General features: G+C 69.9%; 16 protein-coding genes and 2 pseudogenes. 1 reads left to right on the top strand and 17 read right to left on the bottom strand.

Translation table 11 applies throughout. The annotated features are described in order from the left end of the window. Positions 1–19 precede the first annotated feature (19 nt). The 17 genes and pseudogenes from AC6EUL_RS03715 to AC6EUL_RS03795 form a co-directional block, all read right to left on the bottom strand. Positions 20–1125, bottom strand: a pseudogene (locus tag AC6EUL_RS03715) (IS3 family transposase). Positions 1126–1289: 164 nt separating this feature from the next. Further along, a pseudogene (locus AC6EUL_RS03720) lies at positions 1290–1623 on the bottom strand (transposase); the annotation flags it as partial. Positions 1624–1692: 69 nt separating this feature from the next. Further along, on the bottom strand, positions 1693–1842 hold the full coding sequence (locus AC6EUL_RS03725) for a hypothetical protein (RefSeq protein WP_244479918.1): 150 nt from the start codon (positions 1840–1842) through the stop codon (positions 1693–1695). Between the two features lie 723 nt (positions 1843–2565). Continuing rightward, a complete protein-coding gene (locus AC6EUL_RS03730) occupies positions 2566–3204 on the bottom strand; it encodes a response regulator (protein ID WP_499868941.1) in 639 nt (212 codons plus the stop codon). Continuing rightward, positions 3201–3713: a hypothetical protein gene (locus tag AC6EUL_RS03735; protein ID WP_056379304.1), complete on the bottom strand. Its 513-nt coding sequence runs from the start codon at positions 3711–3713 to the stop codon at positions 3201–3203. Before AC6EUL_RS03735 ends, AC6EUL_RS03730 begins: the two co-directional genes overlap by 4 nt. Then, a complete protein-coding gene (locus AC6EUL_RS03740) occupies positions 3710–4684 on the bottom strand; it encodes a YncE family protein (RefSeq protein ID WP_499868942.1) in 975 nt (324 codons plus the stop codon). Before AC6EUL_RS03740 ends, AC6EUL_RS03735 begins: the two co-directional genes overlap by 4 nt. Further along, positions 4681–5214 carry an SRPBCC family protein gene (locus tag AC6EUL_RS03745; RefSeq protein WP_056349115.1) on the bottom strand — a complete coding sequence of 178 codons (534 nt, stop codon included), beginning with the start codon at positions 5212–5214 and terminating at the stop codon, positions 4681–4683. Before AC6EUL_RS03745 ends, AC6EUL_RS03740 begins: the two co-directional genes overlap by 4 nt. Before the next feature lie 3 nt (positions 5215–5217). Next, a complete protein-coding gene (locus AC6EUL_RS03750) occupies positions 5218–6207 on the bottom strand; it encodes a vWA domain-containing protein (RefSeq protein ID WP_499868944.1) in 990 nt (329 codons plus the stop codon). Further along, complete coding sequence (locus tag AC6EUL_RS03755) at positions 6204–6848, bottom strand: MxaK protein (RefSeq protein WP_244476290.1); 645 nt, start codon at positions 6846–6848, stop codon at positions 6204–6206. The genes AC6EUL_RS03750 and AC6EUL_RS03755 overlap by 4 nt, the downstream gene beginning before the upstream one ends. After that, on the bottom strand, positions 6845–7900 hold the full coding sequence (locus AC6EUL_RS03760) for a vWA domain-containing protein (RefSeq protein WP_056270028.1): 1056 nt from the start codon (positions 7898–7900) through the stop codon (positions 6845–6847). The genes AC6EUL_RS03755 and AC6EUL_RS03760 overlap by 4 nt, the downstream gene beginning before the upstream one ends. Beyond that, complete coding sequence (locus AC6EUL_RS03765; RefSeq protein WP_499868946.1) at positions 7897–8823, bottom strand: nonribosomal peptide synthetase MxaA; 927 nt, start codon at positions 8821–8823, stop codon at positions 7897–7899. Before AC6EUL_RS03765 ends, AC6EUL_RS03760 begins: the two co-directional genes overlap by 4 nt. A gap of 8 nt (positions 8824–8831) precedes the next feature. Beyond that, positions 8832–9686 carry a DUF58 domain-containing protein gene (locus AC6EUL_RS03770; protein ID WP_056217650.1) on the bottom strand — a complete coding sequence of 285 codons (855 nt, stop codon included), beginning with the start codon at positions 9684–9686 and terminating at the stop codon, positions 8832–8834. Then, on the bottom strand, positions 9683–10714 hold the full coding sequence (locus tag AC6EUL_RS03775; protein WP_056270259.1) for an AAA family ATPase: 1032 nt from the start codon (positions 10712–10714) through the stop codon (positions 9683–9685). The genes AC6EUL_RS03770 and AC6EUL_RS03775 overlap by 4 nt, the downstream gene beginning before the upstream one ends. A 171-nt stretch (positions 10715–10885) precedes the next feature. Then, complete coding sequence (locus AC6EUL_RS03780) at positions 10886–11176, bottom strand: methanol dehydrogenase [cytochrome c] subunit (protein ID WP_056270032.1); 291 nt, start codon at positions 11174–11176, stop codon at positions 10886–10888. A 95-nt stretch (positions 11177–11271) separates the two neighbouring features. Next, positions 11272–11865 (bottom strand): cytochrome c(L), periplasmic, encoded by a 594-nt coding sequence (gene moxG, locus AC6EUL_RS03785; RefSeq protein WP_056217638.1) that lies wholly within the window; start codon positions 11863–11865, stop codon positions 11272–11274. A gap of 164 nt (positions 11866–12029) precedes the next feature. Beyond that, complete coding sequence (moxJ, locus tag AC6EUL_RS03790) at positions 12030–12896, bottom strand: methanol oxidation system protein MoxJ (protein ID WP_056270035.1); 867 nt, start codon at positions 12894–12896, stop codon at positions 12030–12032. A 316-nt stretch (positions 12897–13212) separates the two neighbouring features. Then, positions 13213–15096, bottom strand: coding sequence for a methanol/ethanol family PQQ-dependent dehydrogenase (locus AC6EUL_RS03795; protein WP_056215682.1), 1884 nt, complete (start codon positions 15094–15096; stop codon positions 13213–13215). 383 nt (positions 15097–15479) lie between these two features. Here AC6EUL_RS03795 and AC6EUL_RS03800 point away from each other — a divergent pair, with 383 nt between their 5' ends. Then, positions 15480–15779, top strand: a complete 300-nt coding sequence (locus AC6EUL_RS03800) for a hypothetical protein (RefSeq protein WP_499868949.1) — start codon at positions 15480–15482, stop codon at positions 15777–15779. The last annotated feature ends 28 nt before the right edge of the window (positions 15780–15807 follow it).

Consider the following 15807-nt stretch of genomic DNA (forward strand, 5'->3'; position numbering starts at 1 on the left):
GACCGAGCCAATTGAGAGGCTACTGCATGGTCGCGGCCATGGGTAGCCGGAAAGCCAGATCCGGGTAGCTGACGGGCGCGGGCGGCCGATAGCCCAGCGAAGAATGCGGTCGGACGCGGTTGTAGGTGGTTTGCCAGAGACCGATCACGATCTGCGCTTCCTTCAGCGAGTAGAAGATCTCCTGGCGTAGACACTCATCACGAAGCTTGCCGTTGAAGCTCTCACAATAACCATTCCCCCACGGGGATCCTGGCGCGATGTACTGGATCTGCGAGCCGGTTTTGGCGACCCACTTCCGTAACGCCTTTGCGATCATCTCAGGACCATTGTCGCAGCGGATGTTCTCCGGGATGCCGTGCAGGCACATCGCGTCGGCCAGCGCCTCGATCACACCGAGGCTGTTGATGCGCCGCGCCACCTTCAGCGCCAGGCAAGCCCGGCTGTGCTCGTCGATCAGAGTCAGGATGCGCAGGCTGCGGCCATCGTGCGTCTGGGCTTGCACGAAGTCGAAGCTCCAGACGTGATTGCGGTGAAGTGGTCGTAGCCGCACGCAGGAGCCGTCGTTCAGCCACAGGCGGCTGCGGGGTCTATGTCGGCTGGGGACCTTCAGCCCCTCGCGACGCCAGATGCGCTGAACCCGGTCTTTGCCTACCTGCCAGCCAGCTGCCTGAAGCAGCGCGGTGACGCGGCGGTAGCCGTAGCGTCCGTACTCAAACGCCAAGGCGATGATGGCCTGGGTCAGCTCATCCTCATCGGTCAGTACGGTGGGCACGTAGCGCTGCGTGCCCCGGTGCTGGCCGACGATCCGGCAGGCGTGACGTTCCGAGGGGCCGTACTTCTCACGGATGCCGTCGACTGCCTGCCGGCGCCGCTCGGGGGCTACAAGTTTCCCGAGGCAACGTCCGCCAGCACCTGCTTCTCTAGGGAAAGGTCGGCGACGAGCCGGCGCAGCCGAGCGCTCTCGCGCTCCAGATCCTTCATCTTCCTGGCTTGATCGACCTAAAGGCCGCCGTACTCCTTGCGCCAGCGGTAGTAACTCTGCTCGGAGATCTCCGCCTCCCTGCATGCAAGGGCCAAACTCTTGCCCTGGGTCGTCTGCACCTCAATCTGACGCAGCTTGAGCACGACCTGCTCCGCGTTCGTCTTCTGGCCTCACCGCATATCCAACTCCTTTGATCCTGGCTGATCCTCTCAATCAGCCCGGTCCAAAGCCAGCCGGTCAGGTCATCGGAGTGACGACGCGATGGAGCGTTGAACTAATCGAACCATCTGGGCGACGGTTCCTTGACCGCCTTCATCGTTGGAAAGGGCGGTCGAGCTCCGCCATCGCAAAAGACGCGCTGGCCTTCCGGAGGATCTCGTTGGCCTGACGCCACTCGCGGTTCTCCCGCTCCAGCACCTTAAATCCGCTCGCGCTCGTCCGTGCTCGGGCCGCTCCGTTGTCCCGTGTCCCGTTCGGACTGCCGGATCCAATTCCGGAGCGTCTCGCCCGCGCAGCCGATCTGAGCCGCGATCGAGGTGATCGCCGCTCAGTGCGAAGCATGCTCGGCCTTGATGGTCCAGGACCATCCGCACCGCGCGGGCACGGACCTCAGGGGAATACGGTGCTGTTCGCTTCGTCATGGCTCCATCCTCTCGAAATTGGGAGCCTCCGGAAAACCCAGCGCGGTTCAGGGTCGCGATCCTGGCGGCCTAGTCGACGCGGGGAAAGAGCGTGCCGTGGGGCGAGCGCTCCTGGCGACGCTGCCAGGTGTCCACCGCGACGGTGGCAAGAACCAGCAGCGAGAGCGCGCCCAGCAGGAGCAGCATGATGCGCCCGAGCAGGCCGACGCGGGCCATCACGGCGCCGGCCTCGCCGTTGCGGCTAGGATGTAGCCGGCGTTGCGCACGGTCTTCAGCAGCGACGCCGCCCCATACGCTCGCGCCCGGCGGCCACGGCTTCGGCATGAGGAGGCCGGGGACCCCGAGCGCGCACGGGCCCGTCCGGTACGCGGCTTGGCTCTCCACGGTCAGCGTCCCGGCCTGACGAATGGGCATGGGCCGCCCCGGTCGGAGAAGGACGATGCGTCGCTCGCTTCCACGAACGATGACCGCATGCGCTTCGGTTCTGGTCGCCGGCCAGGCCCGCGCCGACGCACTTCCGCTGCGCCACGGGGCCTCGGGAGTTCCAAGGCCGGGGAGTGCCGGGCCCGCATCGTCCCGCACGAGGGCACCGTTTTCCCGATCGCGCAGAGCTGCCGGCAGTCCGGCGGACCGGACCCGGCGCGCGCGACCATCCGCATCGACGGCCCTGCAGCCGACACCAACTGACCGGTGGACGCGTCGCGAGCGACCGCCCCTGTCCGGGCCTCACGCCCTGATCGCGCCGCGCCCTGCATCACTCGAACCCCGAGGCGCCCCCCAGGGCAGGGCACCGGCGACGGACGCCTCGTTGCCCGTGTCCTCGGCCTCGGGGAGGCCGGCGCCCCGGAGGTCAGCGGATCGGGGCCGGGCCTGCGCGACTGCGAGCTCCGCCGGCCCGTCGACCGTTCGTCGGCCTGAACGACGATTGTTGTCCGATGAGACTCAAATATCGATCGACATCGAGAAATTGATCAGCTCGGCAAGACTATGGGTTCCCGATTTTCGACGAATCGTCGAGATGACGTTTACAACGGTCTTGTACTTCATCGACAACTTTTCAGCGATGGCTTGATAGGAGTTTCCGTCCTTGATCAGCGAGAGGACCTGTCGTTCCCGCTCCGAGAAATTCACGGTCGACGACCGTTCGCTGGTTGCGTTGAGCATGGCCACACGCAGGGCGATGTCGTGATCGAGGTAGCTTTTTCCGTGGCGGACCTGGTCGAAAGCCGCGAGGAACGCCGTGGCCGGCGCATCCTTGAGCACATAGCCGGTCGCTCCGTTCGCCGGAGCACGCGCGATGATCGTCGGATCGTCGTGCATGCTGAAGGCGAGGATCCGGGTCTTGCGCTCCAGGGTCCGGATGCGCTGGATCAAGGACAGTCCGCTCAAGCCCTGATCGCCGAACGTGAGATCGGCAACGACCATGCCCGGGCGTTGCCGGTAGAAGGCCCGATAGGCCTCCACGATGGTCGTCGCCTCGTGGATCGCCGTCATCCCCGCATCCTCCATGAGGGTCCGGAACCCCCTCAGGATCACCGGGTGGTCGTCCGCGATGAGGATGCTCGTCGCGCCGGATGTCATGGGGCGACATCCGGCGCGGCAGGCTGCGCGGCATAGCGTTCGGTGAGGCGGGCAAGGGCCTGCGCGCGGTCCAACCCCTGCTGTCGGCTGTTGTAGTAATGCTGGCACAGCTCGCCGTAGAGCTGCTTGCGATGGGTCGGGGAGGCCGCGCCTTCGAGGCCCTCGAGGAGATCGGTGTAGCTCTCGGGCTCGCCGGCCTCGGCCAGCATCTGTCCGAGCTGTACCGTTCGATTGGCGATCATGCGCGGATCTTCGATGAAGACCTCTTTCGCCCGAGAGAGGCTGTGGCGCAGGTGATCGCTGCGCGCGGCGGCGCGCGCCACGGGCTGGCCGGGTTCGCGCCGCGCAAGCCAAACCGCCGGCTCCATCCCGTCCGTCGGCGAGAGCCATGTCGGGACCTCGGCATCGGACTTCGTGGCCACGACGGCCGTGTCCTGAGCGGGCTCGCCGCCATCGCAGGCCCCCAGAACCAGAAGGAGAGCGAGCGTCGGCGCGGTGCGGAACCTCATCGCTCGTCCTCGGGCACGACCGTGAGGCTGCGGGGGCCGTCGGGCACGGCGATACGGACCGTCTCGCGAAGGCTCCGGAGGTCGACGACGGAGACGGAATCCGAGAACCAGTTGGCGACGTAGGCCTGTTGCCCGGTGATCGCGACGCCCTCCGGATAGCGGCCGACCGGCACGGTCGCGCGCAGCGCGCCGTCCTCCGCATCGAGAACGACGAGATTGCCGCCGCGCTGGTCGGTGACGTAGATCCGGCCGCCATCCGGACTCACGGCGACCCCGTAGGGCATGCCACCCACCGTGAAGGTTGCGACGACCCGGCGCGCGACCGTGTCGATGACGCTCACGTCGCCGCTGCGCACGTTGGCAACGTAGAGACGGTCCCGGGCCGGGTTCAGCGCCAGGGCGAAGGGCCCCGTCCCCACCGCGATCGTGGCTTTCCGGGTCATGGTCCGGGTGTCGACGACGCTGACCTGTCGGCTCTCCCGGTCGGCCACGTAGAGCGTTCCGTCCCGGTCGAGGACGAGGCCGGCCGGTTCGCGGCCGACGGCCACCGCCCCCTCGAGGGCGCCGGTCCTGGCGGACAGGTGCATCACTCGGTGGCCCGCCCAGTCCCCGACATAGAGGTGCGCACCGTCGGGAGAGGTCGCGATCCCGAACGGCTGACCGGGTACCGAATAGGTCTGCCGGATCGATCCGTCGGCGCTACCGACGACCGTGATGGTCCCCGTATCGGGATGGGTGAGATAGAGCCGCCCTTCGGGACCAGCCACGACCTGGGCGGGGCTGCGCCCGACCGGGAGGGACGCGCCGGCCGCCGTCGCATCGGGCGCCAGGGCGACCAGGGTCCCGGCCCCCTGGCTCGCCACGTACACGGTCCGCGCGGCGGCGGCACCGGGGCCGGGTCCGAGGGCTGGTCCGAATCCTACGAGCAGCGCGGCCAGGACGAAGCGTCCGGTCACCGGGCCGCCCGTCATGGCGCGGCTTTCCCCTCGACCTTCGCCTTCAGGCCTTTGAGACCCTCCGCGAAGTAGCGGTTCATGGCGGTGCGGCCGGCCTCGTCGCTGAGGTCGTCCGGCGGCTCGTTGCCGGTATCCCCCCGATAGAAGCGACCGAGCCACTCGACCCTCGCGCCATCGCCCTCGGGGGAGACCGTGAGGGTCGCCGAGTAGGACGAGACCGGAAGCGCCTTCAGGTCGGGGTCGGACAGGCGGTACGAATAGCTCCGCCCGGCGGCGTTCATCTCGTCGAGTCCCTCGTTCAGGGTACCGCCCGCCTTGAGCGTGACCTTCCGCTGGCCCCCGGACGCGTTGCCGCCGCTGCCCTCGCTTCTGGCGACATCCGGGTGCCAGGTCCCGATACCGGCGAACTCGCCGACCACCTTCCAGACGGCATCGGGCTTGGCCGCGATGACGATGCTCTGGTCGACCTTCTGCGGCGTCGGGCCGTGGGCGAGGGCCGCCCCGGAGAGGAGGATCAGGACGAGGGCGGGAACACCGAGACGCATCGATCAGGCCTTTTTCCAAGTCGGGATTCCGCGGGCGCGGAGCAGGGGTGCAAGGAAGGTCGCGAGCAGGAGCAGCAGCGCAGACGCGCCGAGTATGGGGCGCGGGTCGAAGCGGCCCGGGACCGGGCGTGGCGTCGCGGCGCCCTCGAGCGCCGCGACGAGCCTGGCCGATCCTTCGAGAGGGGCGTAGGTGAGGCCGGTCTCGCCGGCGAGGGTGCGTAGGTAGGCTTCGCGCACCGAGGACAGGTGCTCGGTGCCACGGGCGGCGGTCGCGCCGAAGGGCGCGTTGCGCGGGTTATAGCCCTCGCGGTGCTCGGCATCGGCCGGGGGCGGTCCGAAGCGGTTCTCCTGCTGGACGTCGCCCGCGGCGTAGAAGCCGGTCTCGCGTCCCCGGTCGTCGTAGCGCGGAATCGGCGACAGGCCGGGTGCCCCGGCCCCCACGATGAGGCCCCGCACGGCACCGGGCCTGCCCTCGAAAGACGGTCCGCCACGGCTCGGCAGGGGCGGGGCCTCCTGCCCGTCGGTGATGAACACGAGGTCGGTGCCCAGTTCCTCCGCCATGGCGAGGCTGCGGAACAGCCCGGCGGAGATCCGGCTGTCGCCTTCCCAGGCCATGCGCCAGTCGAGGGCCGCCAGCGCCCCGTCGATGGGCGCGAAGCCCGCGCAGGTCTCGATGGGGGTGAACAGGAGGAAGGGCCGTCGCTCCGTGAAGAGGCCCAAAGCGACCCGCGATCCGCAGGGCAGGCCGGCGACGAGGTCGCGCAAAGCCGCCTTCGCGGTGTCGAGACGGCTCGCCGGCATCCCGTCGGCGCCGACGTAGTCGCGGACGTTCATGCTGCCGGTGATGTCGACGATCGCCAGGATGGCGACGCCGTGGCGGGTGAGCGGGAACGGGCGCATCACGAGGGCCAGCGCCACCAGCCCGAGGGCCCCGGCGAGGAGGCGCAGGCGTCCGTCCGTCAGGTTCCGCAGGATCAGGCCGTGGGGCGTCACGGCTCGCCCCGCGGCTGGCCGGGAATGTCGGTCCAGATCGTCTTCGGCTCCGCCGCGAGGGCATCGCCGGATTTGCGATCGAAGTCGGGAAAGTCGCGCAACAGGCGTGACGCCACGTCGAGGTTGAACTTGGCATCCCAGTAGTCCGGACGGCCCTGGAGCGCGCGCCGGTACTCCTGGCGCGCCAGGGTGATGCGGGGTCCGGCCGGGTCGAGGTCGCCGCGCTCCAGGTGGTCGAAGGCCTGTCGCAGATGGGCGTTGGCCAGGGCGAAGCGGGCGCGGGCGGCCCGGTCGCGCGCGCCCTGCGCTTCGAGTGCCGCGATCAGCGGCTCGATCGCCTCCACGGCGCCGCGCCGGGCGAGGTGCTGGACGCGGGCGAGCAGGAGGGACGGAGCGGCATCGACCGGAACCGCGACGTCCCGGCCCGCGGCGAGAGCCTGGATCGTGGCAGTGTCGCGGGCGATCCGCCAGGCGCCGGAGGCACAGCCCAGGGCGGCGCCGAGGAGCAGGATCGGCAACAGGATGAGGAGGCGCGGCCGGGCCCGCCGCCATCCCACGCGCAGGCCCGTGCCACGCGACCGGGCTCGGTCGGTGGCCGAACGGGGCGCCGTACGCCCGGGCCGGATCACGGTCGTCGTCATGCGGCGCGCCTCGCGGGGTCGGACGCGGTGGCCCGGGACCGGGCGGCCGAGAGGCCGCTCCGGGACAGATCCGCCTCTCCGAGCTTGGCCGCGACGAGGATCACGAGCCCGACAAGGCTGGCGGCATAGGCAAGCCCGGCGAGGTCCCGGCGCGGGCGCTGCTCGGTGTAGGGGATCGGATCGCGCTCCAGCCGCTCGATCTGGGCGATCGCCTCGGCCACCGCCTCCGCTCCCTCGGCCTCGAAGGCGCGGTAGGGTGTCCGCAAGCTCCGGAAGAACAGGTCGAGGTGGCGCTCGGGCGCCGCCTGCGGGGTGTCCTCACCCGCCGGCCGGTCGGCGATGGAGGGGGAGCCCTTCGTGCGCAGGAAGAGCCAGTACAGGTTCGGCCGCAGGCGGGTGAACGCGGCGCGCAGGGTGTCCTGCACGCGCGGATCGATCACGGCCGCTCCGTCCGAGACGAGGAGGAGCGCTCGGGACGTGGTGGGGCTCGCGGGCCCGAACTGGGCCAGACCCATGGCGAGGCCCCGCGCGATGTTGGTGTAGTCGAGGCCGGGCCGGTCGATCGCCGCGATGGCGGCCCGGACCGCCGCATGCCGGTCGGTCATGGGGACCACCAGCATGGGGGCCGTCGAGAAGGCCGTGACGGCGAACTGATCGTGCGCCCGACTCCCCACGAAGGCGGCGAGCAGCCGCCGGGAGGCGGCGGCCTTCGATTCCTCGAGGCCGGAGGGCTGCCGCCCGGCGAAGGTCTCGTTCATGCTGCCGGAGCGGTCGATCAGGATCGAGACCTGGGCGCCGATCCCGGTGCGCGTCAGGGTCTCGCCCCGACGGTAGGGGCCGGCCAGGGCCAGGATCAGGCCCGCGATGGCGACGATCCCGGCGGTGCGCAGGAGGGCGCCGATCGCCCGCGACGGGCCGTCGGCCGGGGCCGCCGCGATGGCGGCCACGGGAACCCTGCGCTGGGCCGAGGCCAGGAGCGGCAGCAGGGCGAGGGGCAGGAGCCAGAGCAGGGCCGGATGGTCGGCGGAGAGGCGGGCGAGCGCATCGATCATGCGGCGCGCTCCGCGTGGGCGAGGCGCCGCGCGAGGGCGGCGAGGGCGGGGAGGTCGAGCACGGCGAGGCCGTCCTCCGGGCCGGGCCCGAAGAAGGTCCGGCGGGACGCCTCGAAGAACCGGGCGAGGTCCGGCCCCTCGGCCGCGTAGGCCGGGTGGGTCTTCAGGAAATCACTGCGATCGTCGGCGAGCAGCCGGCGGCCGGCCACCGTGTCGAGGGCGTCGTGGAGCGCCAGCAGCGCGTCGCGGTGGTGGAGCATCGGGTCCGGCCGGCGCGCCAGGACGCGGATCCGACGGGCCGCGCGGCCGAAGGGACGGCCGCGCCGGGCCCGGAACGGCCACCAGCTCCGGTCCCGGGCGAGGCCCGCCAGCGCCAGGAGGGCGAGGCTGGCCGAGCCGGCGGCACCGAGGAGCAGGGGCCGCGGATCGCCGGGGCCGACCTGCCCGTCGGGGCGCATGTAGTCGCGGGGGTCGTCCCGGGCGGGCGGCTGGACTTCGCGCAGCGGCGAGACATTGAACGACCAGGCCGGCACCTCGGCCTTCACGGTGGTGGCGCCGTGATCGCTCTCGCTCACGAAGGTGACGGTGAAGCCCGGAATCTCCAGGGCCCGGGCATCAAGGGCGGCGTAGAAGGTCTGGTAGGTGAGGGCGAGGCGCACGCGCCGGGCGTCGCCGTATACCGACGCGGTCGCGTCGAGGTCGCGCAGGTCGAGCCAGTAGGTGAGCGCCCCCGGCTGCGGCAGCGACGCGGCCTGGAGCCGGAAGCCCGGCTCGACCACGAGGTCGACCTCGGCCCGGACGAGGTCCCCGAGGAAGTACCCGAAGGGGCGCGGCGTGCGGATCTCGACGGAGCGGACCTGGGCCCCGGCCGGGCCCGACAGGAGGAGGCCGGCGAGGAGGGGGGCGAGGAAGCGGATGCGCATGAGCCGCCTCAGGCGCCGAGGAGGTGGCGGCTGACCGCGTCGGGATCGAAGCGGCCGGCGAGGCGGAAGGGCGGGCGGCCATGAGCCGTCGCGAGGCGCCGGAGGGTCTCGATCCGGGCGGCCTCGCGGGCGATCCAGCGCCGGCGCAGGGCGGGGCGCATGAAGACCAGCCGGCGCCCGGCGCCTTCGAGATCGTCGAGTTCGAGCAACCCCCAGTCCGGCAGGCCCTCCGCCTCGGCGGCGTCGCCGAGGAGCACCGGGACGAGGTCGTGCCGGCTCAGGGCGGCGAAGACCTCGGCGATCTGCGCCTCCGGCCAGCGGAAGTCGGAGAGCAGGAACACGATCTTCGGGCGCCCGGCGAGGCGGCGGGCCGCCGCCGCCATGCCTCCGGCGCCCCGGCCGGAACAGGCGGCGGCCGCGAGGCGCCGCGCCACCTCGGCGGCCCGGGTGGGCGCGCGGCTGGGCGCCAGGAACACGTCGTCCCGCAGGTCCTCGTCGCAGCCGATGAGGCCGAAGGGATCGCCGATCCGGGTGGCCGAGGCGGCGAGGCCGGTGCAGAAGGCGCAGGCCAGGGCCATGCGGTCGGCCGCTCCGGCAAAGCGCATGGAGGCCGAGAGGTCGAGGAGCGCCCAGACCTCGATCGGGGTCCGCGCCTCGAAGCGGCGCACGACGGTGCCCTCGAAGGGGTCGCGCAGGGTGGCGCGGACGTCGATGCGCCGGGCATCGGGCATCCGCAGGAACGGCACCTGATCGCGGAACGTGCCGAGGCCGCCGGCCTCGCGGCCGCGATGGGCGCCGGGGCGGGTCCCGGGCAGGCGCCCGCGCGGGCGGTAGACGATGTCGGGTTGCGCCGTCTCCGTCATGGCGCCGGCACGGTCTCGAACACGGCCCGGCAGAGGTCGGGCATGATGGCGGCCCGGCGCAGTTCGTAGATCGGCTCCAGGAAGACCCGGTGGGCCATGACTTCGGGGAAGACCGCCCGGACGTCCTCCGGCACCATCCAGTCGCGGCCCTCAAGCCAGGCGCGGACGCGGGCGGCGCGGACCAGGAAGGCGACGCCGCGGGGGGAGGCCCCGCCCTGGACCAGGGCCTCCATGTCGAGGCCGGGCAGGCGGATGCCGGCCTCCCCCGGCCGCACCAGCGCGGCCCAGAGCCCGATCACGTAGGCCTCGATGGCCGGGCTCGCCTGGATGCCGTGCTGGATCGCGGCGGCGATGCCCGGGAGGGCGGCGTGGTCGAGGACGCCGCCGTCGAGGCCGGCGATCAGCGCGTCGGTGTCGTGGAAGCGGGGATCGAAGACCAGGGCGCGCCGGCTCGCGGCGTCCTGGGGCGCCTCCAGCCCGATCTCCATGAGGAAGCGGTCGCGGGCGGCGGCGGGCAGTTCGAAGGTCTCCTCCCGCTCGACCCGGTTGCGGTCGGCGAAGACCTGGAGGTTGGGAAACCGGTACTCGCGGTCGAAGGCCGTGAGCGTGCGCTCGGCCATCAGGCGCAGGAGCAGGGCGTGGACCTGGGGCCGGGCCCGGTTGATCTCGTTGAAGAAGAAGATCGACAGGTCCTCGGATTGCCGCAGCACCGGGCCCGGCTCGACCCGGGGGCGGCCGTCCTCGGCGAGGTAGGTGTGGTAGACGAGGTCGGTGGGCATCATGTCGACGGTGCCCTCGACGCGCGCGTAGGCGCCGCCGACCGCCCGCGCCACGGCGCGCAGCAGGGTCGTCTTGCCGACGCCGACATCGCCCTCCAGCAGCACGTGGCCGCGGGCGAAGAGCGCGATGGTGAGGAGCCGGATCGCCCGGGCCTGTCCGAGCACGGCCGCGCCCACCGTCGCCTCGAAGCGGGTGGCCGCCGCGCGCCAGTCGGTGAGCATCGCATCGCCGGAGCGGACCTGGTTCATCATGCTCAGCCTTGAGGAAACGGAGACCCGGGGGACCGGAAGGCCCGGCGCCACCGACGGCCGCGACCCGGGACGGAGCGTCCAGAGGTCGCCCCGCCGGGTCGCGGCGCCATCGGGGCGCGCCCGCCGCGCGGCGGGCGACCCCGATCCGCCAGGATCAGGACGACGGGATCAGTTCGACGACAGCTTGGTGACGTCGTACTCGAACTTGCCGGTCTTCTTGGCGGCCTCTATGCGCTTCTTGTTGCGCTCTTCCATCGCTCTGATCGACTCGGACTGCTTGTTGAGTTCCTTGGGGTCGTGCTTCGGGTCGTACTTCGTGCCGGCGATCTTCTCGGGGAAGCCGGGCTTCGGCTCCCAGCAATTGCCGGCCGCCTTGCACTTGGTGCCGTCATAGGCCATCGCCGGAGCCGCGAGCAGCGCGCCCGCACCGATCGCCAGGGCTGTGATGAAAGTCCGCATGGTCGTCTCCTCTGTTGATCGTTCTTGTCTGTGGATCGGCGTCGCGGCTCGCGCGCGGTGGTGCCTCACGGATGGCGCCGTGACTTCCTCGGGCGTCAGTCTTCCAGCGGCGGGCACTGGCCCTTGACGTCCTTGGGGAAGGTCTCGCCCTGCTTGTAGGGCGTGTAATTCTTCTTCTGCGCGTCGTTGAGCCAGACGGCGTCCTGGACCGGACCGGTATAGAGGTGCCGGATCCAGGCGATGACCTGGAGCATCTCGTCGGGGGTCAGGTTCTCGTTGTGCGGGCCCATCATGCCGTTGGCGCCGCCGAAGATCGTGGCGAACAGGCCGGTGTCCTCGGTGTTCGAGGGATAGGTCCAGTAGTTGTCGTTGAGGCCCGGCCCGAGCTTGCCCTCGGCCAGGTGGCCGTGACAGCCGGAACACGAGGTCGCGAAGAGGGACTCTCCGTTGCGCAGGCAGGACTTGTCGTCGATGTAGCTGTTCTTGCCCGTCTGGAAGAACTGCTTCACCGCCGGGGTGTCGCGGCCGCCCGCCTTGCCTTCGGCGACGTCGAGCTGCTCGCCCGTGACCGTGTTGCGGAAGACGAAGCCGGTCTGGGGGCCGGCGGCGGGCTGCGCCAGGGCGGCGACGCCACCGAGGACGGCGGCGAGGCTGAAACAGATGGCCAGGATGCCATGGGAATCACGCATGAATTCGACCTGATGACGCCGGACGGCTGACCGGCCGGGCGGGGCTGGACCGGGCGCCCATCGGGGCGCCGGCGAGGGGTTTGGGGCGGAGCCCGGCGCGCCCGCGTCGGGCTCCGCCTCGGAAGCGGGGATGTCGGACCGGGGCCGCGCGGGGCGGAACCGGATCAGTTGGTGACGGGGACCAGGGGCACGCCGTCCTGCTTCAGGATCGCCTCGATCTTCGGCTTCGCCTTGACGATGGCCGCATCGAGGGCGGCCTTCAGGGCGGTGTCGTCCCGGCGCACGCCCATGGACTGGTCGAAGCTCTGCGGCATCTTGCGGCCGTCGCTGCGGGTGGTGTCGTCGGGCACCAGGGTCATGCGCAGGGGCTGGGCCGAGTCCTTCACGTAGCGGGCGACGTCCGGGCCGAAAGCGACCGCCACGTCGGCCTTGCCGGTGGCGACCTCGCTGATCATCCGGGCCGGATCGATCTGCGTGTAGGTGTTGCGGGCGGCGCGGAAGTTCACCAGCGAGTAGAGGTAGGCCATGTCCTCCTCGTAGCGGCCGATATCCTTCAGCATGACCTCGCCGGGCGTGCCGAAGCCGACCACCATGTGGTCGACGGTCTTGAGCCGCGGGTCGGCCCAGGACTTCACGTCGAGGTCGCGGTCGGCGCGGGTCACGAACACGTAGCCGCTTCGGTAATAGGGCTTCGTGGTCAGCACGCGCTGGTCGTCGCTGTCGAGGCCCACGACCACGTCGCAGAGCTTCTTGTCGAGGCTGTCGCGCACCAGGTAGATCGCCGCCTTGTCCGACCAGACGAACTCGGCCTTGCGCCCCATGGCGTCGGCGATCGCCGCGGCGATGCGGTTCTCGAGGCCGCTGCCGTCCTTCAGCGAGAGCGGCGGCTGGTTCGCGGCGCAGACCCGCAGAGTCCTGTCGTCGGGGGCGGATTTCGTGTCGCCTTGCGCGAGCGCGGCCCCGCCGAGGGCGAGAAGAACCGCAGCGGACAGGCATCCTGCGGCGAAGGAGCATCCTGTGGCGAAGGACATGGGAGCGTTTCCGTTGTTCTCGTTGGTCGGAGTCTTGTGGGACCGGGACGCGGCTCCCCGGCCCGTTGCGGCAGGGCGATCACAGATGAGGCACACCGTCATTCCGGGTCGCCGTCGGCGAGCCCGGAATTCAGAGCCGCCGACAGGCAGATCGCGGATGCGATCACCCAACTCGCGCGGGGAGGCGTTGGCGGTGGGGGTGGCCGGAGGCCCCGCGACGGACGAAGGCCAGCGGAGCCACCCCCAACCCCTGACCCCTCCCCACAGGGGGGGAGGGGGACACGCGCACGCTGCGGGCGCGGCCTCGTCGTGCCGCCTACTTCGCGGCCGCCGTCTGGTACTCGCCGACGTTCGGGTCGTCGTAGGGGCCCTTGCCGCCCAGCGAGAACACCATCACGCCGCCGCCCATCTGGGTGTAGTTGGCGAGCTTCTTGAAGGCGCCCACTGCGCCGAGGCCGGCGGTCGGGTCCTGCAGGTCGAAGACCAGGCCGACGCCCGGCCAGCCGCCGACGCCGTAGTAGATCGCCACGTACTGCTCACCCTTGTGGGTGTAGGTGATCGGGTAGCCGATGGCGCCGGAGGGCATCTTGAACTTCCAGAGGAGGTCTCCGGTGTCCGAGTTGCGCGCCTTGATGTAGCCGTCGAGGGTTCCGTAGAACACCAGCCCGCCGGCGGTGGCCGTCGTGCCGCCCCAGACCGCGAAGCGCTCCATCTTCTCCCACTGGAACGCGCCCGTGATGGCGTTGTAGCTCTTGATCTGGCCGAGGCCCTCGTAGTTCTGCCGGTCGCCCTTCGGACCCGGATACATGTTCAGCGTCGCGCCGACGAAGAACTGACCCGCGCGGTAGGGCAGCATGAAGGGCTCCCAATCCATGCAGATGTGGTTGATGCCCATGAAGAACGCCTTGCGCTCTGGATCGTAGGAATCGTGGCCCTGGTTGTGGTAGCCCATCGCCGAGGGACAGATGTCCTTGCCGAGATGGTCCATCCGGGTGCCGTATTCCGGGTCGCGCACCGGCTGGCCGGTCTTCAGGTCCACCGACTTGAAGACGTTGACGGTGTCGTCGATCTTGTTGGCCGAGACCAGCGAACCGTCCGTGCGGTCCAGGGTGTAGACGATGCCGTTCCGGTCCGGATGGGTCAGGAGCTTGCGGTCCTTGCCGTCCTTGTCCTTCTGGTTGGAGAGCATCATCACGTTGACGCCCGCGTAGTCCCACTCGTCGTGCGGGGTCTTCTGGTAGCCGAACTTGGCCTCGCCCGTGTCGACGTCGCGGCCGAAGATCGTCATCGTCCACTTGTTGTCGCCCGGACGCATGGTCTCGTTCCACGGCGCCGGGTTGCCGGTGCCGAAGTAGATCAGGTTGGTGCCGGGATCGTAGGCGTACCAGCCCCAGTTCGTGCCGCCGCCGATCTTCCAGGCATCGCCCTCCCAGGTGGAGGTGCCGAGCCCCTTCTGGCCGTAATGGGCGTTGCGGATGTTGAAGTCGTCGGCCAGCAGCAGGTCCTTGTCCGGGCCGGTGGCGTAGGCGCGCCAGACCTGGGCGCCGGTCTTCACGTCGTAGGCGGTGAGGTAGCCGCGCACGCCGAGCTCGGCGCCGGAGGAGCCGATGATGACCTTGTCCTTGACCACGTAGGGCGCGATCGTCAGCGTCGAGCCGACCTTGATGTCGGAGTTCTCGACCTTCCAGACCGTCTCGCCGGTCTCGGCGTTGAGGGCCATGACGTTGCCGTCGAGGAGCGTCTTGAGGATGAGCGCCGGGGTCTTGCCGTCGCCGGGCCAGTAGGCGAGGCCGCGGTTCACGAGATCGCAGCAGGCCACCGCGCGGGCGGCCGGGTTCTGCTTGGGCTTGTCCTGCCAGAGGATCCTGCCCGGATCGTCGAGGCCCAGCGCGAAGGTGTTGTTGGGGAAGGAGGTGTGGACGTACATCTTCCCGTCCACCACCACCGGGGCGCCCTCGTGGCCGTTGAGCAGGCCGGTGGAGAACGTCCAGGACACCTTCAGGTCCTTCACGTTGCTGGTGTTGATCTGCTTGAGCGGGCTGTAATTGTCCGAGTCGTAGTTCTTGCCGGGCATCACCCAGTTGGCGTCGTCCTTCGCCATCTCGACGAGCTTGTCGTTCGCGGCGGCCATGCTCGGCAGACCCATCGGCGCCAGGGCGCCCAGCGCCATCACCGAGACCGAAGCCAGAAACCTGTTCATCCCAACGTCTCCTACCCTGATGGCCGCGTCCGTCGACCGTCCGGTCCGGCACAGCCTTTGATTTCGCCGGATCAGGACAAGCTCCTGTATTGATCCCAGGAGCCCGTCGCATTCATAAGACTATCTTGAGATATAGAGCTTCTTATGAAAGTTTTATTACTGATCGGCTGGCTATTCATAAAAGCATTTGTCTTTCCCGCTGTCTGCGGCCAGTTGGCACTTTTTTATCGGGATCAATCGGCAATCATTCGGTTGAAATCCGGTATTGAGAAAGCTTTGATCCGGCAATCCGATGAATTTCTGCAAGACAATTGACACGGCCTCCCCAGTGGAATGATGGTGCCGCCCAGCGGTAGGCTTGGGCGCCCAGAGAGAGACTTGCGATGATGATCCGCCGTCTTAGTATATTATTATGTTGTGCTGTCGGCGCGGCGTCGACCGCCGAGGCCGCGCGCCTGACGCTCGACGATCCGGTGGCGATCTGGTCGCGCACCCCGACCGCCGACCGGGTCGATTTCGCGACCCGGATGGGCAAGGCGTTCTCGAGCCTCTCGCCCCAGCTCGACCGGGACTACTTCGTCCGCTGCCTCGAAGAGACGGCCAACATCGGCAATCCGCGCGAGACCAAGCTGGAGCAGGCGGTGAAGATCTGCGTCTCCGTCCGCCAGACCGCCGACGAGTAGGCGCTTGGGCCAGGTACCCTTAGGTCAG

This window comes from Methylobacterium sp. 001424705 (genome assembly GCF_059816145.1).